Source organism: Pseudomonas sp. MPR-R2A5 (assembly GCF_058793055.1).
Genome location: NZ_JBXAFK010000065.1, coordinates 1 through 17,458, shown reverse-complemented (window position 1 = coordinate 17,458; position 17,458 = coordinate 1). Strand labels below are relative to the sequence as shown.

Genomic DNA, 17,458 nt, shown 5'->3' with positions numbered 1-17,458 from the left:
AAGACGTCAACGCTAACGCGGACAGCCTGATCCACCTCGGCGCCCTCAGGTTTTTCGCGAGCGAGCTCGCTCCTACAGGAAGCTCCCGATCACACCACATCCACGCCGACATGAATCGCATCATGCCGCCAGAACTCCAGGTCGCAGTCGATCAAACGCTGGTGCTGGTCATAGTTGACCCGGGCAATCCGCAGGCCCGGGCTGCCCACCGACACGCGCAACGCCGCGGCGGCTTCCACCGGCAATGAGGTTGGCACAATCTCGAAACGCACCCGCCCGTAGTGCAGGTCGTACTTGCGCGCATACAGCTCGGTCATCGACTGATTCAGGTCGCACTCCAGAATCCCCGGGAAATAGTGCGGGTTCAGGTAGTGCTCCACATACAACACCAGCCGCCCATCGATCCGTCGGCTCCGGCAAATCTGGATCACGCTGGACAAGGCCGGCAGCTGCAACCACGCACACACTGCCGCAGACGCCGGTTGCAGCCGCGCGCTGATGACCTCGGTCGACGCCACGCGTCCCTGGTCATTGACCATGGCGTGAAAGTGGCTGCGCTGCATCAGGTTGTAGGCCAGCCGGGGTGGCGAGACAAACCAGCCACGACGCTCCTCGCGATAGATCTGCCCCTGGGCCTCCAGTTGTAACAAGGCTTCCCGCACGGTAATTCGAGTGGTACCAAACAACTCGCTGAGTTTGCGCTCGGCGGGCAGTTTGCTTGCAGGCGGCAACAAACCGTGGTCGATCTGCTCTTGCAGCGCCAGGCCGATGGATGTCACCGCCTTGATTGCCTCATCACGCATCAACGTTACCTATCTGGACTAGACCAGCACCGTTCAGGTGCATAAACCGCGCGTTATTTGGGCTTCTGTTGTTACGTGCCAGCCTAGGCATTACAGATGACCGACAGATGACAGTCCGCATCGTGCCCCCTGCCCCACCCTGCAATACATCGGCCAAGTCCAGAGTCTGCGGGCACTTGAGCATGGTCTACGCTAAGTCTGCACTGTGCGACATCAGCGCTTTAAAAACGACATCGACATGAAACTGTCATCCATCGAGCCTAGATTGGCTCAGGTATTGCTGACCTAGACCAACACCACCGCTAACGTTCGTATAAAACGCCGCGTTGAAAACGCCCAAAGGAGCTTCGGATGAAACAGCTTTTCCTGGCATCACTGTTAGGCTCGACCATTGCCATGTGCACCGCCGCCATGGCCGCTGATACCGATTTAAAAACCCTTGAAGCCGCCGCGAAAGCGGAAGGCGCCGTCAACAGCGTCGGCATGCCCGATGACTGGGCCAACTGGAAAGGCACCTGGGAAGACCTGGCCAAGACCTACGGCCTCAAGCACATCGACACGGATATGAGCTCGGCCCAGGAAATCGCCAAGTTCAAGGCCGAAAAAGACAACGCCAGCGCCGATATCGGCGACGTGGGCGCGGCCTTCGGCCCGATCGCGGTGAAACAGGAAGTCACCCAGCCGTACAAACCGTCCACCTGGGCCCAGGTTCCGGATTGGGCGAAAGACAAAGACGGTCACTGGGCCCTGGCCTACACCGGCACCATCGCCTTTATCGTGAACAAGAAGTTGCTGCACGGGTCTGAAATCCCCACCAGCTGGGCCGACCTGCAGACCGGCAAATACAAGGTCTCCATCGGTGACGTAAGCACCGCGGCACAAGCCGCCAACGGCGTGCTGGCCGCCGCCATCGCCAATAAAGGCGACGAGAAGAACATCGCCCCTGGCCTGCAATTCTTCACCAAGATCGCCCAGCAAGGCCGCCTGTCACTGTCCAACCCGACCATCGCCACCATGGAAAAAGGCGAAGTCGAAGTGGGTGTGGTCTGGGACTTCAACGGCCTGAGCTACAAGGCCAAGATGGCCAACCCGGCTGACTACGTGGTGCTGATCCCATCGGACGGCTCAGTGAAATCCGGCTACACCACCATCATCAACAAATACGCCAAGCACCCGAACGCCGCCAAGCTGACCCGCGAATACATCTTCAGCGATGCCGGCCAACTCAACCTGGCGCGTGGCAACGCACGTCCGATCCGTGCCGAAACCGACCTGAAACTGCCGGCCGACATCGCCAAGAACCTGATCCCGGGCGAGCAGTACACCAAGGCCAACCCGCAGCCGATCAAGGATGCCGATGCCTGGGAAGCGACTTCCAAGAAATTGCCGCAGTTGTGGAATGAGCAGGTCATCGTAGAAATGAAGTAAGGGTTTATCCCACATTGGAGCTCCAGTGGAGATCCAATGTGGGAGGGGGCTTGCCCCCGATGACGGTGGATCAGCTAACCAATCCGTTGAATGACACACCGCTATCGGGGGCAAGCCCCCTCCCACACTTTTGACCTCGTTCCTCCAGGGAAATTGAGTCAAGTCTATTGCCGCGGAGCGTTCTCCCCCATGAAGCACACTGTCATCCTTGTCGTGCTCGACGGCCTCAACTTTGAGGTTGCGAGGCACGCCATGGGGCACTTGCAGGCCTATGTCGGCGCAGGACGCGCAGCCCTCTACAAGCTGGAATGTGAACTGCCTGCCCTGTCCCGTCCGCTGTATGAATGCATCCTCACCGGCGTGCCACCGATCCAGAGCGGCATCGTGCACAACAACGTTTCACGCCTGTCCAACCAGCGCAGCATCTTTCACTACGCCACCGACGCCGGTCTCACCACGGCGGCAGCGGCCTATCACTGGGTCAGCGAGTTGTATAACCGCACGCCCTTTATCGCCGCCCGTGACCGTCATACCGACGACAAGGCGCTGGCGATCCAGCACGGGCATTTCTACTGGAATGACCATTACCCGGATTCACACCTGTTTGCCGACGCCGAGAGCCTGCGGCTCAAGCACGCGCCGAACCTACTGGTGGTGCACCCGATGAACATCGACGACGCCGGCCACAAGCACGGCCTCGACACACCGCAGTACCGCAACAGCGCACGCGCGGCCGACATCATCCTGGCCGACTACCTGCAAGCCTGGCTCGATGCCGGTTACCAGGTGCTGGTGACCGCCGACCACGGCATGAACAACGACCGTTCCCACAATGGCCTGCTGCCGGAAGAACGCGAAGTGCCGCTGTTCGTCATCGGCGACGCCTTCAGCCTGGACGCCGGCGCCGCACCGAAACAGACCGAGCTGTGCGGCACCGTCTGCGAACTGCTGGGCGTCCCCCACGACAAACCGGTATGCCGGGAGCTGCTTAAATGAACGCTATGACCCGCGGCAAATGGCTGGCGTTGCTATGCCTGGTGCCATTCGCACTGTTTTTCATCGTGTTCGAGATTGCCCCACTGGTGTGGGTGCTGATCAACAGCCTGCAAACGGAAGAGTCCGGCTGGGGCGTGGACAACTTCACGCGCATCTTCAGTTCGAAGTTCTACCGGCAAGCGATCCAGTTCAGCCTGGAGATCAGCTTCTACTCCAGCATCTTCGGGATCATCATCGCCACCCTGGGCAGTTACTCCCTGCGCCGCGTCGATTCGCCGCTGCGTAACTTCGTCACCGCCTTCGCCAACATGACCAGCAACTTCGCCGGCGTGCCCTTGGCGTTTGCCTTCATCATCCTGCTGGGGTTCAACGGCAGCATCACCTTGATGCTCAAGCAGGCCGGGCTTATCCAGGACTTCAACCTGTACTCCAAGACCGGGTTGATCATCCTCTACACCTACTTCCAGATCCCCCTCGGCGTACTGCTGCTCTACCCGGCGTTTGATGCGCTGCGCGAAGACTGGCGCGAATCGGCGGCGTTGCTGGGCGCAAATGGCTGGCAGTTCTGGCGGCATATCGGCTTGCCGGTATTGGCGCCGGCGCTGCTCGGCACTTTCGTGATCCTGCTGGCCAACGCCCTGGGTGCCTATGCCACCGTCTATGCCTTGACCACCGGTAACTTCAACGTGCTGCCGATCCGCATCGCGGGCCTGGTGTCCGGCGACGTGTCACTCGACCCGAACCTGGCCAGTGCCCTGGCCGTCGTGCTGGTGGCACTGATGACCGTGGTCACGGTAGTCCATCAACTGCTGCTCAAGAGGAGCTACCATGTCTCGCGCTGAAGCCGGCCCTGCCGCCCTCTACCATCGCGTAGTGGTGTACCTGTTGTTCGCGATCCTGGTGTTGCCGCTGATCGGCACCTTCGTCTATTCCATCGCCAGCAGTTGGTCGGCCACCATCCTGCCCGCCGGCTTCACGGTGAAATGGTATGTGCAGCTGTGGAGTGACCCGCGCTTCCTGATGGCCTTCGGGCAATCCTTGCTGGTATGCGTGGGTGCGCTGATCCTGTCGGTGGTGTTGATTTTGCCGTTGCTGTTTGTGGTGCACTACCACTTCCCCCGGCTCGATGCGCTGATGAATATCCTGATCCTGCTGCCCTTCGCGGTGCCGCCGGTGGTGTCGTCGGTGGGCCTGCTGCAACTGTATGGTTCCGGCCCATTCGCGATGGTGGGCACGCCGTGGATTCTGATCGGCTGCTACTTCACCGTGGCCTTGCCGTTCATGTACCGCGCGATCACCAACAACCTGCAAGCCATCAACCTGCGCGACCTGATGGACGCCTCGCAACTGCTCGGCGCCAGCACCTGGCAGGCGGCGATCCTGGTGGTGCTGCCGAACCTGCGCAAAGGCTTGATGGTCGCCCTGCTGCTGTCGTTCTCGTTCCTGTTCGGTGAGTTCGTGTTCGCCAATATCCTCGTGGGGACACGCTACGAGACCCTGCAGGTGTACCTCAACAACATGCGCAACAGCAGCGGCCACTTCACCAGTGCTGTCGTGATTTCCTATTTCTTCTTTGTGCTGGTGCTGACCTGGGCCGCCAATATCTTGAACAAGGACAAAAGCCAATGAGCTTCGTGAGCGTCCAACACCTGCAAAAAGGCTACGCCGGCACTCCGGTGTTCAGCGACATCAACTGCGAGATCGCCAAGGGCGAGTTCGTCACCCTGCTTGGCCCGTCCGGCTGCGGCAAATCCACCCTGCTGCGTTGCATCGCCGGCCTGACCTCGGTGGACAGCGGCCAGATTCTCCTCGACGGCCAGGACATCGTACCGCTGAGCCCGCAGAAGCGGCAGATCGGCATGGTGTTCCAGAGCTATGCGCTGTTCCCCAACATGACCGTGGAACAGAACGTCGCCTTCGGCCTGCGCATGCAGAAAGTCAATGCCGACGACAGCCACAAGCGCGTGCAGGAAGTACTGCAACTGGTGGAACTCAAGGACCTGGCCGGACGTTATCCGCACCAGATGTCCGGCGGCCAGTGCCAGCGCGTAGCCCTGGCCCGCTCGCTGGTCACGCGCCCGCGCCTGCTGCTGCTCGATGAGCCGCTGTCGGCACTGGATGCACGCATTCGCAAGCACCTGCGCGAACAGATCCGTCAGATCCAGCGCGAACTGGGGCTGACCACGATTTTCGTGACCCATGACCAGGAGGAAGCGCTGACCATGTCCGACCGCATCTTCCTGATGAACCAGGGCAAGATCGTGCAAAGCGGCGACGCCGAAACCCTCTACACCGCACCCGTGGACGTATTTGCCGCCGGGTTTATCGGCAACTACAACCTGCTCGATGCCGACAAGGCCAGCCAACTGCTGCAACGCCCGATCAGTGGGCGTATCGCGATTCGCCCCGAAGCCATCGAACTGAGCCGCAGCGGCGAACTCGACGCCTTGGTGCGCAGCCACAGCCTGCTGGGTAACGTGATCCGTTACCGCATCGAAGCCCGTGGCGTGGAACTGGTGGTGGACGTGCTCAACCGCTCGGCGGACGACCTGCACCCGGACGGCCAGCGCCTGGCACTTTCCATCGACCCCAGTGCGCTGTGTGAAGTAGCCTGAGCAACAACGATTGACTGAGAGAGCATGACGGATGGCATTGGTAATTTTTGATTTGGACGACACGCTGATCCACGGTGACTGCGCCACCCTGTGGAGCGAGCAGATGGGCCGCCTCGGCTGGGTCGACCCGGAGTCGTTCATGCGCAAGAACAACGAACTGATGGACGCCTACAGCCGGGGCGAGCTGGCCATGGAAGACTTCATGGACTTCAGCCTGGAGCCGATGATTGGCCGCACGCCGGAGGAAATCGAGCATCTGGTCGAACCGTGGGTCGAAGATGTGATCGAGCCGCTGATCTATAGCGACGCCACCAAAACCATCGCCCGCCACCGGGCGAACGGCGACCGAGTCCTGGTGATCTCCGCATCGGGCACCCACCTGGTCACGCCCATTGCGGCGCGTATCGGTATCGATGAGGTGCTCGGGATCGATCTGGACGTCGGCCATGGCGCGTACAGCGGCCGTACCGTCGGTGTGCTGACCTACCGCGAAGGCAAGATCACGCGTTTGCTGGATTGGTTGGAACGGGAAGGAGAAACCCTGGAAGGGGCGTACTTTTATTCGGATTCGCGCAATGATCTGCCGTTACTGCTGAAAGTCGATCACCCACAGGTGGTGAACCCGGATCCGGTGCTGCGCGAGCACGCCGAGAAGGCCGGCTGGCCGATCCACCACTGGGTCTGATTCGACCGAAATCCAAATGTGGGAGGGGCGGTGCGACGATTCGACTTGCTCCCGATGGCAGTGTGCCAGATGAAGAATTCTTCACTGACCCACCGCCATCGGGAGCGAGCCTCCACCCACCTTGACCCTATTTCAATCCCGGATCAGGTCAGGCTTTCGTCAATCACCAACACCAACTTCCCGGCAATCTGGTTGGTCGCCAACTCGGCAAACGCCGCCTCGGCATCCTTGATCGGAAACGTCTTGGCCAACTGTGGGCTCAAGCGCCCTTCGGCGAACAGCGGCCACACCTGCTGGCTCAGATCACTGAACAGGTCAGCCTTGAACTGATCATCACGGCTGCGCAGGGTCGAGCCCAACAACTGAATACGCTTGCCCAGCACCTGTGCCAGGTCCAGCTGCGCCTCGCGGCCCCCCATCAGGCCGATCAACACCCAGCGCCCGTCCAGGGCCAGCAGCTTGAGGTCCAACGCCGCGTAGCTGCCGCCGACCGGGTCGAGGATCACATCGAACGGCCCGAAATCGCGCAACCCTTCGATACCATCGGTGCGCACCACACCGCCCTGGGCCCCGAGGTCTTCGCAGTAGGCCAGGCGCTGCGCCGAACCGACGCTGACCCAGCACGGGCTGCCAAACGCCTTGCACAGCTGGATCGCCGCCGAACCCACGCCGCTGGCGCCCGCGTGCAGCAACACTTTTTCACCGGGCTTGAGCCCTGCCAGCTGGAACAGATTGAGCCACGCCGTGCTGTACACCTCAGGCAACGCCGCCGCTTCGGCCAGCGACAGGCCTTCGGGCACGGGCAGTACATGGCGAGCATCCACCACCACTTCTTCCGCCATGCCGCCACCGGCCAGCAGCGCGCAGACCCGGTCGCCCACTTGCCAGGACGAGCCGGCCCCGACTTCGCTGATCACCCCGGAACACTCCAGGCCCAGCACATGGCTGACGCCCGGCGGCGGCGGATAGAGCCCCGCCCGCTGCAATAAATCGGCGCGATTGAGCCCCGCAGCCGCCACGCGAATGCGAACTTGGCCTACATCGCACGTAGGACTTGGCGCCTCAACCCACTCCACATGACCTTCAACGCCTTGCAATGCTTTCACAGTGCCTCCATAGTGAGTCTGGACTGAGCCCGTAGCTGTAGCGTCGGGCTTTTTGCATTATGCGACCGGCCCATATGGAACCGGCGACTTCAAAGACGGCCTAATATGCGTTATCAATTGCCCCCGCGTCGAATCAGCATGAAGCATTTGTTCCCCAGCACCGCCCTCGCTCTTTTCATTGGTCTCGGCCTCTCGTCGATGTCGACCAATACGTTCGCAGCCAATAGCTGGGACAATCTTCAGCCTGATCGCGATGAGGTGATTGCCAGCCTTAACGTCGTCGAGTTGCTCAAGCGCCATCACTACAGCAAGCCGCCGCTGGACGACGCGCGCTCGGTGATCATCTATGACAGCTACCTCAAGCTGCTGGATCCGTCGCGCAGCTACTTCCTGGCCAGCGATATCGCTGAGTTCGACAAGTGGAAGACCCAGTTCGACGACTTCCTCAAGAGCGGTGACCTGCAACCCGGCTTCACCATCTACAAGCGCTACCTGGACCGCGTCAAAGCGCGTCTGGACTTCGCCTTGGCGGAGCTGAACAAAGGCGTCGACAAGCTCGACTTCACCGAGAAGGAATCCCTTCTGGTGGATCGCAAGGACGCCCCTTGGCTGACCAGTACCGCCGCGCTCGACGACCTGTGGCGCAAACGCGTCAAGGACGAAGTGCTGCGCCTGAAGATCGCCGGCAAAGACCCCAAGGCCATCCAGGAACTGTTGACCAAGCGCTACAAGAACCAGTTGGCGCGCCTGGACCAGACCCGTGCCGAAGATATCTTCCAGGCCTACATCAATACCTTTGCGATGTCCTACGACCCGCACACCAACTATCTGTCGCCAGATAACGCGGAAAACTTCGATATCAATATGAGTCTGTCGCTGGAAGGCATCGGTGCCGTCCTGCAAAGCGACAATGACCAGGTCAAGATCGTGCGCCTGGTGCCGGCGGGTCCGGCAGACAAGACCAAGCAAGTGGCTCCGGCCGACAAGATCATCGGCGTGGCCCAGGCCGACAAAGAGATGGTCGATGTGGTCGGCTGGCGCCTGGACGAAGTGGTCAAGCTGATCCGTGGGCCGAAAGGCAGCGTGGTGCGCCTGGAAGTGATTCCGCACACCAATGCGCCGAACGACCAGACCAGCAAGATCGTGTCCATCACCCGCGAAGCGGTGAAGCTCGAAGACCAGGCCGTGCAGAAGAAAGTCCTCAACCTCAAGCAGGATGGCAAGGACTACAAGCTGGGCGTGATTGAAATCCCGGCCTTCTACCTGGACTTCAAGGCCTTCCGTGCCGGCGACCCGGACTACAAGTCCACCACCCGCGACGTGAAGAAAATCCTTACCGAGCTGCAGAAGGAAAAAGTCGACGGCGTGGTCATCGACCTGCGCAACAACGGCGGCGGTTCCCTGCAGGAAGCCACCGAGCTGACCAGCCTGTTTATCGACAAGGGCCCGACCGTGTTGGTACGCAATGCTGACGGCCGTGTCGACGTGCTCGAAGACGAAAACCCCGGCGCCTTCTACAAAGGCCCGATGGCGTTGCTGGTCAACCGCCTCTCGGCCTCGGCTTCGGAGATTTTCGCTGGCGCCATGCAGGACTATCACCGCGCGTTGATCATCGGCGGCCAGACCTTCGGTAAAGGCACCGTGCAGACCATCCAGCCGCTCAACCATGGCGAGCTGAAACTGACCCTGGCCAAGTTCTACCGGGTTTCCGGGCAGAGCACCCAGCATCAGGGCGTACTGCCGGACATCGACTTCCCATCGATCATCGATACCAAGGAAATCGGCGAGAGCGCACTGCCTGAGGCCATGCCGTGGGACACCATCCGTCCCGCGATCAAGCCCGCGTCAGACCCGTTCAAACCGTTCCTGGCGCAGTTGAAGGCCGACCATGACATCCGCTCCGCCAAGGATGCCGAGTTCGTGTTTATCCGCGACAAACTGGCTTTGGCCAAGAAGTTGATGGAAGAGAAAACCGTCAGCCTCAACGAAGTGGATCGCCGCAAGCAGCACAGCGACATCGAGAATCAGCAACTGGTGCTGGAAAACGTCCGCCGCAAGGCCAAGGGCGAAGAGCCACTCAAGGAGCTGAAGAAAGAAGATGAAGATGCGCTGCCGACCGAGGCGGATAAAACCAAGCCGGAAGACGACGCCTACCTGGCCGAGACAGGCCGGATCCTGCTGGACTACCTGAAAGTCAGCAAGCAGGTGGCCAAGCAGTAAATGATGGCGATTTAATGTGATCGCTCAGCAGAGTGTCATCATATAGACATCATTCTGTCGTGAAATGAAGGACCGTAGGCTTATTGCCTGCGGTCCTTTTTTTTCGATCGAGATCGCCATGACCATGACCGAACAGCTGAATGCATTGGGCTCTATCCTGGCTCAAGGCAGTTTGCACAGCCTGTTCCAACCGATCATCTGCCTGTCAGAACGGCGCATCCTCGGCTACGAAGCCCTCAGTCGTGGCCCGTCCAACAGCCCGCTGCACTCCCCTGTCGCCTTGTTCGCCGTGGCCAGCCACGCAGGGCGCCTCAGTGAACTGGAAATGGCTTGCCGCGAGAGCGCCTGCCGCCGCTTCAGCGACCAGAAGCTGCCGGGCAAGCTGTTTCTCAATATCTCGCCGGAATCCCTGATGGAAACGGCGCACCAACCAGGGCGCACCCTGCAACTGCTGCGCGACTTCGGCATTCCACCGAGCCAGGTGGTGATCGAACTCACCGAGCAGACACCCACCGACGATTTCGACGTGCTGCAAACCGCCCTGCATCATTACCGTGACATGGGCTTCGCCATCGCCCTTGATGACCTGGGCGCCGGGTATTCCAGCCTGCGGCTGTGGTCGGAGTTACGCCCGGATTACGTGAAAATCGACCGGCACTTCATCGATGGTATTCATCAGGACGCGCTCAAACGTGAGTTTGTCGGCTCCATCCTGCAAATCGCCCGGGCCTCTCGCGCCCAGGTGATCGCCGAGGGCATCGAACTGCCCGAGGAACTGGCGGTGCTGACCGAGATGGGGGTCGACCTGGTCCAGGGGTACCTGCTTTGCCGCCCGCAGGAACACCCGCCGCAGGAAGCACGCCTGATGCTGCCCAAGCCCGACAACGCCAATATTGCCCTCAGCGAGGAAGCCAGCGACCTCAGCGCGCTGCTCAACGAACAACCGGCGGTGGATCAGGACACCGCCACCGCCCAAGTGCTGGAATCTTTCCGGCGCCAGGCCAACCTCAATTCGCTGGCGGTGCTGGATGGGCGTGGCCATCCGGTCGGTATCGTGCATCGGCATTCGTTGTCCGATGCGCTGCTCAAACCGTTTGCCACCGACCTCTTCGCGCGCAAGCCGATCAGCCGCCTGATGAGCACTGATTTTCTGGCGGTGGAACTGAGCCAATCCTTGCAGCAAGTCAGCCGGCTGCTCACCAGCCGCGCCCGGCAACGCATCGAAGAGGATTTCATCATCACGCTCAACGGCGACTACCTGGGCCTGGGCCGGGTAATCGACGTGCTCAAGCTGATCACCGAACTGAAAATCCAGCAGGCGCGCTACGCCAACCCGTTGACCCTGTTGCCGGGCAATGTGCCGATCCAGCAGTGCCTGACGCGGCTGTTGCAACAGCAACGGGAGTCGGTGATTTGCTATGTGGATATCGACAGCTTCAAGCCGTTCAACGATATCTACGGCTACGGGCGTGGGGATGAGGTGTTGTTGTGCCTGGCACAATGCCTGAACGACCGGGTCGACCCCAGCCGCGACTTCGTCGGGCATATCGGTGGCGATGACTTTTTGCTGGTGCTGGGGCCGCAGGATTGGCGCAAGCGGCTCAACCAACTGCTGGACGACTTTCACACCCAGTGCCGACGTTTCTACCGCGCCGAGCATCTGGATGCAGGCTGCTTCGTGGCCCTGAACCGCCAGGGTATACGCCAGGAGTTTGCGTTGCTGTCGCTGTCCATCGGCGTGGTGCATTTATATCCACAGGCCTGTGGACAACTCGATGCCAGCCAGTTGGCCGAACTGGCATCCCAGGCCAAACACCACGCCAAGGATGTGGCCGGCTACAGCATCCACGTGATCGACAGCCTGGATTTGCTGCCGCAGGCGCTTTAGGCCTCGGCGGACTCCGGGTACTCGTATTCGAATACGCGCACCACTTCCGAGGCGTGCCAGGAGGCGGCGGCCACCCCATCGGATGGCCCGCTGAAACGCCCCAAGCGCTCCACACACTCAAAGAAACCGGTGCGCGGCAGGCGGCTGGCGCCCTGGCTGATCACCAGGGAGCTGCGTAACGGCTGCTCGGCCTTGGCGTCCAGCGCAGCCAGGTGTTCCAGCGCGGCGGCCAGGGTTTGCATGGCCGGCGTGGGAAATTGCAGGCGCTCCAGCAGTGCGCGGTAGGTCAGCAGATGGCGCTGGCGGCGCGCCTGGTCCAGTTCATTCAATAACCCATCCCAGTGTTGACGGCTGATACGTAAGCTCAAGACTCGTCCCTCCAACCTGCAACGCCCAGTTCCCAGGCCAGGCTGCGGCGGATCGCGGCATCCGGCTGGCGTTCACCACTTTCGATCAATCCAAGATACGAGGGGCTGATACCCACGGTACGCGCCAGGGTCTCGATGGCCAGGCCCTTGGCTTCGCGCAAGCCGCGCAGGTCAGCGAGCGGGCGCAGGTCCTGGGCGACAGCGGCTTGGGCAGTAGAAGGCGAAGGTGACGTAGGCTGTTGCTGACCGGCAGCTTTTAGCAGCGCCTGGTACTGATCCCATGGCAACACCGCATATTCGGGTTCGCCATTCCGTGAAATTATCTGAATATCCATGACCGCCCCGTAGGATAACAACACTTACTAAGTAAGCACTTTCCTTAAGCACCTTCTTAAGAGTGTAATCCTAACAGCCACAAAGGTCGCAGGGGGATAGCACTGTCGTCAGTTTTTTTGCGGGTTTTCATTGGCCAGCAAGGCCGGTGTCGCAGGCAGCCGCTCGACCACGGCGAGCTTTTCCGGGCGCTGCGCCTCACGCCAGGCACGAAAGGCGCTGAGTTCGCCTTCCAGGGTCTTCATGACCCATGCCAGCACCGCAATGTCGTCGAGCATGCCGAACATGGGGATAAAGTCCGGGATCGCATCAACCGGGCTGAGGAAGTACATCAGCCCCGCCACCACCGAAACCAGCGCCTTGGGACTGATCGCACGGTACTCGCCGCGCCAGTAGGCCAGGCACAGGGACTGGAGCAGCTTGAGGTCATCCTTGAGTTTGCCCAAGCGGTTCCCCTGGCTTGAGCCCTTGGCGGCAACGGCGAACAGCAGGGTCGGCAACCGTCCACGGCCGAGCAGGCGAGCGGCCATGGGCAGGAAGCGGGTGAAATTGAAGGGTGGTTTCATTCGTCACTCCAGTTCCAGGCAACAGAAAAGGTTATCCACACAAATTGTGGATAACCTTGTGAACAGAGCCCGTTTTCCTGGCTGAAAGCCACGGTTTACAAGGCTTGCAGTCAGATCGGGCGTTTTTTGCGCACATGAAAAAAACCCAAGAATTCATTGACTTGGCGCTTGCGTGCGGATAGTCGTACTCGAACCTTATATCAGACTGTTTCACGTTGCGGACGTTCGTTTGGATTGGCGGAGCCGTGAATGGGGGAACCGCAGAAACGACAACGCCCCGTCGAGACGGGGCGTTGGGTGTTCAGGCGCCGATTACTTCTTGGCGGCTGGTGCGTCAGGGGCTTCAGCCTTGGCCGGGTCCTTGATGCCCAGCAGCTCCAGGTCGAATACCAGCACGGAGTTGGCTGGAATCGCAGGGCTCGGGCTCTGGGCGCCGTAAGCCAGGTCGGACGGGATGTACAACTCGACCTTCTCGCCAACGTGCATCAGTTGCAGGCCTTCGACCCAACCTGGGATCACACCGCTGACCGGCAGGTCAATCGGGCTACCGCGATCCACGGAGCTGTCAAAGGTAGTGCCGTTGGTGAGTTTGCCGGTGTAGTGAACGGTCACCACGTCGGTAGGCTTAGGCTGAGGGCCATCGGCCTTCTTCACGATCTTGTACTGCAGACCGGAAGCGGTAGTGACGACGCCGTCTTTCTTGGCATTGTCTTCGAGGAATTTCTTGCCGGCGGCTGCCGACTCTTCGCTCATCTTGGCCATGCGTTCTTCAGCACGCTTCTGCAGTGCGGCAAACGCTTCAACCAGTTCGTCGTCTTTCAGCTTCTGTTCTTTCTTGCCAACGGCATCTTCGATGCCTTGGGCTACCGCTTTGGAGTCCAGGTCATCCATGCCTTCTTGGGCAAGGCTCTTGCCCATGTTCAGGCCGATGCCGTAGGAAGCTTTCTGCGCCGGGGTTTTCAGCTCTACGCTGGTCTGCGAATCACAACCCGCAAGTACCAGGCTAACCAGGGCCACCGCCGCCGCCAACCGATGCTGTTTCATGCTATTTCCTTGTTCATGCGCCAAAAGGGCATTTGAATAAAGTCGCGAGCTTATCAGGCGGCCACGACCAATGGCTACCGGCATGTGAGCAGGAAACTTCTGATAAGTTCACGTGTTTAAAAGCATTTTCATTCATGATGGGCCCCCGCGATGGATCGTGGGTCCGCCTACTACCAGCCTCATGGCCACTTGCCGCACTTGTGGCGTAGTGGCATAACAACGCAACCCCTCGACAAGGCCGAGACAAGGATAGCCATCTTGCGCATTTTTTCCCGTGTTTTACTGCTGATATTCGCCATTTTTGCCCTATTGCTGGCCGTGGTGATCTATTACACCGTCAACCCCAAGTTACCGGACTACGTCCCCGTGAAGCAGGTGCACTACCAGGATCAATGGAGTGCCGCCGACCGCCAGACCTATTACTTCACGCCCCAGGGCACCCAGGTCAAGGGCCTGCATTACGACTGGTTCACTGCCCTGGAGTTGCCGTTTTCCGATCAGCGCTTTGCCACGCCCGAGTACCTGGCGCGCTTCGGTTTCCTGGTGGATCCCAAGCAAGTGCCCACCGCGCAGAACCCCGGCAACCTGCCCGTGGGTTTCGCCCGACACAAGAACGCCGACGACCCCAGCGAATACCTGGATATCACCTGTGCCGCCTGCCACACCGGCGAGCTTCACTTCAACGGCCAGGCCCTGCGTATCGACGGGGGTTCCGCGCAGCACGTGCTGCCCTCCAGCGTGCCCACCTTGCGCGGCGGCAGTTTCGGCCAGGCCCTGGTGGCCAGCCTTGCGGCAACGTATTACAACCCGTGGAAATTCGAGCGTTTCGCCCGCCGCGTGCTGGGTCACGATTACGACGATCACAATAAGGAGCAACTGCGCCAGGACTTCAAACAGTCGCTGAACCGGTTCCTCAAAGTCGCCTGGAATGACACCCATCGCGGCCTCTACCCCACCGAAGAAGGCCCGGGACGCACCGACGCCTTTGGCCGCATCGCCAACGCCAGCTTCGGCGATGCCATTTCTCCGGATAATTACCGCGTCGCCAACGCACCTGTGGACTACCCGCAACTGTGGGATATCTGGACCTTCGACTGGGTGCAATGGAACGGTTCAGCCCAGCAACCCATGGCCCGCAATATCGGCGAAGCCCTCGGCGTGGGCGCGACCCTGACGTTCTTCGACGGCGCCGGCCAGCCGCTCCAGGGCGATGCGCGCTACCCGTCCAGCGTGCGCGTGCGCGACCTGAACCTGATCGAAGAAACCCTGCAACGCCTCAAGCCCCCCACCTGGCCGGAAGATCTGTTCGGTGCCATCGACAAGCCCCTCGCGGCCCAAGGCCGCGCGCTGTTCACCGAGAACTGCGCCGGCTGCCATGTGCCGGCCGTCACCCAGGAACAGGGCCGCCCGGTGCAGCACCTGAAGATGCTCCCGGTGGACTACATCGGGACCGACCCGGGCACCGCCAGCAACATTGCCGACCAGCGCTATGACCTCAGCGCCCTGCAATGGGACCCTGCGGAACTGGCCAAGCTCAATGTCGAACTGCACCCCACGCCCACCGAACCACTGGACCTGAAAAAAGTCTCGGTGGCCAAGGGCCTGGCCTACGTCACCGCCTTCGTTGAGGACCACGCCTACCGCGCTGCCGGTGTGACCCCGGCCGAGCGGCCGCGCCTGGACGGTTACGGCCTGCCTATCGGCGTGCGCGAGTTGCGCGCCTACAAGGCGCGGCCATTGGCCGGCGTATGGGCCACCCCACCGTTCCTGCATAACGGCTCCGTGCCGACGATCTACCAATTGCTCTCGCCCCAGGACGAACGCAGTACCACCTTCTATAAAGGCACCTTCAACTACGACCCGCGTCACCTGGGCTTTGAGACCGCAGCCTTCAAGAATGCCTTCCTGTTCGATACCAAAATCACCGGCAACCACAACAGCGGCCACGAATTCCGTGCCGGCCAACGTGGCAATGGCGTCATCGGCCGTGGCTTGTTGCCGCAGGAACGCTGGGCGCTGCTGGAATACCTGAAAGTGCTGGGCGGCCCGCTGGAGCAACAACTGCCATGATGATCCGATCTCGATACGACCAACCTTCCCTGCTTGCCCGCCTGTGGCTGCGCATCGGCGCGTTTCTCGGCAAGACCCTGCTGTGGCTGGTGGGCCTGGGCCTGCTCGGCTGGCTGGCGAGCACGGCGTGGTTTGCCTGGCAGCACAGCGGCCCGGTGTCGCCGGATGAGCAGATCCCGCCCGGTGAAGCGGCGATGACCCAAGGCATTATCCAGACCGCTGTGCGCATCGTTGACCAGCACCGCGAAGGCACGCGTTACCTGCGCGATGCCCATGCCAAGGCCCACGGTTGCGTGAAGGCCGAAGTCAGCGTGCCCGCCGACCTCGACCCGGCATTGCGCCAGGGCGTCTTCGCTGAGCCGGGCAAGACCTGGCAAGCGATGATGCGCCTGTCCAACGGCAACGCCTACCCGCAGTTCGACAGCATCCGCGATGCGCGCGGCATGGCGCTCAAACTGCTCGATGTGCCAGGTAAGCAGCTGCTGGCGGACCAGCAGGCGCGGGCCGAACAGGACTTCGTGATGTTCAGCCACCCGAACTTCTTTGTCAGCGATGTGGCTGAATACGCGCAGAACATCGGCGCCCAGGCCGACGGCAAGAAAGTCCTGGCGTTCTTCCCCAAGGCCGACCCACGCAGTTGGCAAGTGCGCCACCTGTTTATCGCCCTGGCGACCCTGGCCCCCGCGCCGGCCAGCCCAACGCAGACCACCTACTTTTCGGTTTCGCCCTATAAGTTCGGTGCGGCCAACGCCAAGTTCCGTGTCGCGCCCGACCCGCAGAGCTGCCCGGAATACGTGCTGCCGAAACAGAACCAGGACCTGCCGAATTTCCTGCGCAGTGCCTTGAACCAGCAGTTGTCCACCGATCGCGTACCGGCGTGTTTCGTGCTGCAGATCCAGCGGCAGAACCCGCAGAAGTACATGCCGATCGAAGACACCAGCATCGAATGGAAGGAAAGCGATGCGCCCTATGAAACCGTGGCGAAGGTGAAGATCCCGCCACAGGATTTCGATACACCCGCGCTTAACCTGGCGTGCGACAACCAGTCGTTCAACCCGTGGTTTGGGGTAGAGGCGCACCGGCCCATCGGGGGGATCAATCGCTTGCGTAAAGCCGTGTATGAGGCGGTGAGTGATTATCGGCACAGCCGCAACTTGTAAGGTTGGGGGGGCAGGACTCCGTCAAGTGGTGGGAGCACGCCCCTCAAAAATAACTTATTGATTATTAAGAATTGAAACCTCCCCATTAAACGACCGGGTTGTTGTGGCGAGCGGGCTTGCCCTAATGCCGTTCAGTTAAGCGTACATCGCCTTCTGTAGGAGCGAGCTTGCTCGCG

At 60.8% G+C, this 17,458-nt stretch carries 16 protein-coding genes; 10 read left to right on the top strand and 6 right to left on the bottom strand.

Going from position 1 to position 17,458, the window contains the following annotated elements:
- Positions 1-89: 89 nt before the first annotated feature.
- Complete coding sequence (locus tag AC1Q6I_RS31290) at positions 90-803, bottom strand: UTRA domain-containing protein (RefSeq protein WP_041160882.1); 714 nt, start codon at positions 801-803, stop codon at positions 90-92.
- A 351-nt stretch (positions 804-1,154) separates the two neighbouring features.
- Here AC1Q6I_RS31290 and AC1Q6I_RS31285 point away from each other — a divergent pair, with 351 nt between their 5' ends.
- The 6 genes from AC1Q6I_RS31285 to AC1Q6I_RS31260 all read left to right on the top strand — a co-directional run bounded on the left by AC1Q6I_RS31285 (position 1,155) and on the right by AC1Q6I_RS31260 (position 6,527).
- Positions 1,155-2,231: an ABC transporter substrate-binding protein gene (locus tag AC1Q6I_RS31285; RefSeq protein ID WP_024074390.1), complete on the top strand. Its 1,077-nt coding sequence runs from the start codon at positions 1,155-1,157 to the stop codon at positions 2,229-2,231.
- Positions 2,232-2,420: 189 nt separating this feature from the next.
- Positions 2,421-3,227, top strand: coding sequence for an alkaline phosphatase family protein (locus AC1Q6I_RS31280; RefSeq protein ID WP_102624988.1), 807 nt, complete (start codon positions 2,421-2,423; stop codon positions 3,225-3,227).
- The gene (locus tag AC1Q6I_RS31275; RefSeq protein ID WP_024074388.1) at positions 3,224-4,069 is read left to right on the top strand and encodes an ABC transporter permease; all 846 of its coding nucleotides are present in this window, start codon (positions 3,224-3,226) and stop codon (positions 4,067-4,069) included. Before AC1Q6I_RS31280 ends, AC1Q6I_RS31275 begins: the two co-directional genes overlap by 4 nt.
- A complete protein-coding gene (locus tag AC1Q6I_RS31270; protein ID WP_024074387.1) occupies positions 4,056-4,856 on the top strand; it encodes an ABC transporter permease in 801 nt (266 codons plus the stop codon). The genes AC1Q6I_RS31275 and AC1Q6I_RS31270 overlap by 14 nt, the downstream gene beginning before the upstream one ends.
- Positions 4,853-5,842 carry an ABC transporter ATP-binding protein gene (locus AC1Q6I_RS31265; protein ID WP_024074386.1) on the top strand — a complete coding sequence of 330 codons (990 nt, stop codon included), beginning with the start codon at positions 4,853-4,855 and terminating at the stop codon, positions 5,840-5,842. Before AC1Q6I_RS31270 ends, AC1Q6I_RS31265 begins: the two co-directional genes overlap by 4 nt.
- A gap of 31 nt (positions 5,843-5,873) precedes the next feature.
- On the top strand, positions 5,874-6,527 hold the full coding sequence (locus tag AC1Q6I_RS31260) for an HAD family hydrolase (RefSeq protein WP_069075613.1): 654 nt from the start codon (positions 5,874-5,876) through the stop codon (positions 6,525-6,527).
- A 143-nt stretch (positions 6,528-6,670) separates the two neighbouring features.
- Here the strand turns inward: AC1Q6I_RS31260 and AC1Q6I_RS31255 are convergent, their stop codons facing one another.
- On the bottom strand, positions 6,671-7,633 hold the full coding sequence (locus tag AC1Q6I_RS31255; RefSeq protein ID WP_069075612.1) for a zinc-binding dehydrogenase: 963 nt from the start codon (positions 7,631-7,633) through the stop codon (positions 6,671-6,673).
- Positions 7,634-7,771: 138 nt separating this feature from the next.
- Here AC1Q6I_RS31255 and AC1Q6I_RS31250 point away from each other — a divergent pair, with 138 nt between their 5' ends.
- Positions 7,772-9,853, top strand: coding sequence for a carboxy terminal-processing peptidase (locus AC1Q6I_RS31250; RefSeq protein WP_172831342.1), 2,082 nt, complete (start codon positions 7,772-7,774; stop codon positions 9,851-9,853).
- A 118-nt stretch (positions 9,854-9,971) separates the two neighbouring features.
- Positions 9,972-11,741 carry a bifunctional diguanylate cyclase/phosphodiesterase gene (locus tag AC1Q6I_RS31245; protein ID WP_024074382.1) on the top strand — a complete coding sequence of 590 codons (1,770 nt, stop codon included), beginning with the start codon at positions 9,972-9,974 and terminating at the stop codon, positions 11,739-11,741.
- On the opposite strand, the gene AC1Q6I_RS31240 is transcribed toward AC1Q6I_RS31245, so the two are convergent.
- From AC1Q6I_RS31240 to bamJ, 4 genes are all read right to left on the bottom strand, one after another.
- Positions 11,738-12,109, bottom strand: a complete 372-nt coding sequence (locus AC1Q6I_RS31240; RefSeq protein ID WP_005786715.1) for a hypothetical protein — start codon at positions 12,107-12,109, stop codon at positions 11,738-11,740. The two genes, AC1Q6I_RS31245 and AC1Q6I_RS31240, sit on opposite strands and share 4 nt — an antisense overlap.
- Positions 12,106-12,444, bottom strand: a complete 339-nt coding sequence (locus tag AC1Q6I_RS31235; RefSeq protein WP_024074381.1) for a helix-turn-helix domain-containing protein — start codon at positions 12,442-12,444, stop codon at positions 12,106-12,108. The genes AC1Q6I_RS31240 and AC1Q6I_RS31235 overlap by 4 nt, the downstream gene beginning before the upstream one ends.
- Positions 12,445-12,552: 108 nt before the next feature.
- Entirely contained in the window at positions 12,553-13,008 is a 456-nt protein-coding gene (locus AC1Q6I_RS31230) for a YkvA family protein (protein ID WP_024074380.1), read from the bottom strand.
- A 312-nt stretch (positions 13,009-13,320) separates the two neighbouring features.
- Positions 13,321-14,052, bottom strand: a complete 732-nt coding sequence (bamJ, locus tag AC1Q6I_RS31225; protein ID WP_024074379.1) for a BamJ family beta-barrel-assembly machinery protein — start codon at positions 14,050-14,052, stop codon at positions 13,321-13,323.
- Positions 14,053-14,310: 258 nt separating this feature from the next.
- Between bamJ and AC1Q6I_RS31220 the strand changes: the two genes are divergently transcribed.
- Positions 14,311-16,122 (top strand): di-heme-cytochrome C peroxidase, encoded by a 1,812-nt coding sequence (locus tag AC1Q6I_RS31220; RefSeq protein WP_102624987.1) that lies wholly within the window; start codon positions 14,311-14,313, stop codon positions 16,120-16,122.
- Positions 16,119-17,282: a catalase family protein gene (locus AC1Q6I_RS31215; RefSeq protein ID WP_024074377.1), complete on the top strand. Its 1,164-nt coding sequence runs from the start codon at positions 16,119-16,121 to the stop codon at positions 17,280-17,282. Before AC1Q6I_RS31220 ends, AC1Q6I_RS31215 begins: the two co-directional genes overlap by 4 nt.
- Positions 17,283-17,458: the final 176 nt, after the last annotated feature.

What these genes read in the sequence shown, in the direction of transcription:
- AC1Q6I_RS31290 (WP_041160882.1), bottom strand. Translation starts at nt 803, where the DNA reads ATGCGTGATGAGGCAATCAAGGCGGTGACATCCATCGGCCTGGCGCTG.
- AC1Q6I_RS31265 (WP_024074386.1), top strand. Translation starts at nt 4,853, where the DNA reads ATGAGCTTCGTGAGCGTCCAACACCTGCAAAAAGGCTACGCCGGCACT.
- AC1Q6I_RS31230 (WP_024074380.1), bottom strand. Translation starts at nt 13,008, where the DNA reads ATGAAACCACCCTTCAATTTCACCCGCTTCCTGCCCATGGCCGCTCGC.
- AC1Q6I_RS31250 (WP_172831342.1), top strand. Translation starts at nt 7,772, where the DNA reads ATGAAGCATTTGTTCCCCAGCACCGCCCTCGCTCTTTTCATTGGTCTC.
- bamJ (WP_024074379.1), bottom strand. Translation starts at nt 14,052, where the DNA reads ATGAAACAGCATCGGTTGGCGGCGGCGGTGGCCCTGGTTAGCCTGGTA.
- AC1Q6I_RS31270 (WP_024074387.1), top strand. Translation starts at nt 4,056, where the DNA reads ATGTCTCGCGCTGAAGCCGGCCCTGCCGCCCTCTACCATCGCGTAGTG.
- AC1Q6I_RS31260 (WP_069075613.1), top strand. Translation starts at nt 5,874, where the DNA reads ATGGCATTGGTAATTTTTGATTTGGACGACACGCTGATCCACGGTGAC.
- AC1Q6I_RS31280 (WP_102624988.1), top strand. Translation starts at nt 2,421, where the DNA reads ATGAAGCACACTGTCATCCTTGTCGTGCTCGACGGCCTCAACTTTGAG.
- AC1Q6I_RS31285 (WP_024074390.1), top strand. Translation starts at nt 1,155, where the DNA reads ATGAAACAGCTTTTCCTGGCATCACTGTTAGGCTCGACCATTGCCATG.
- AC1Q6I_RS31275 (WP_024074388.1), top strand. Translation starts at nt 3,224, where the DNA reads ATGAACGCTATGACCCGCGGCAAATGGCTGGCGTTGCTATGCCTGGTG.
- AC1Q6I_RS31215 (WP_024074377.1), top strand. Translation starts at nt 16,119, where the DNA reads ATGATGATCCGATCTCGATACGACCAACCTTCCCTGCTTGCCCGCCTG.
- AC1Q6I_RS31235 (WP_024074381.1), bottom strand. Translation starts at nt 12,444, where the DNA reads ATGGATATTCAGATAATTTCACGGAATGGCGAACCCGAATATGCGGTG.
- AC1Q6I_RS31245 (WP_024074382.1), top strand. Translation starts at nt 9,972, where the DNA reads ATGACCATGACCGAACAGCTGAATGCATTGGGCTCTATCCTGGCTCAA.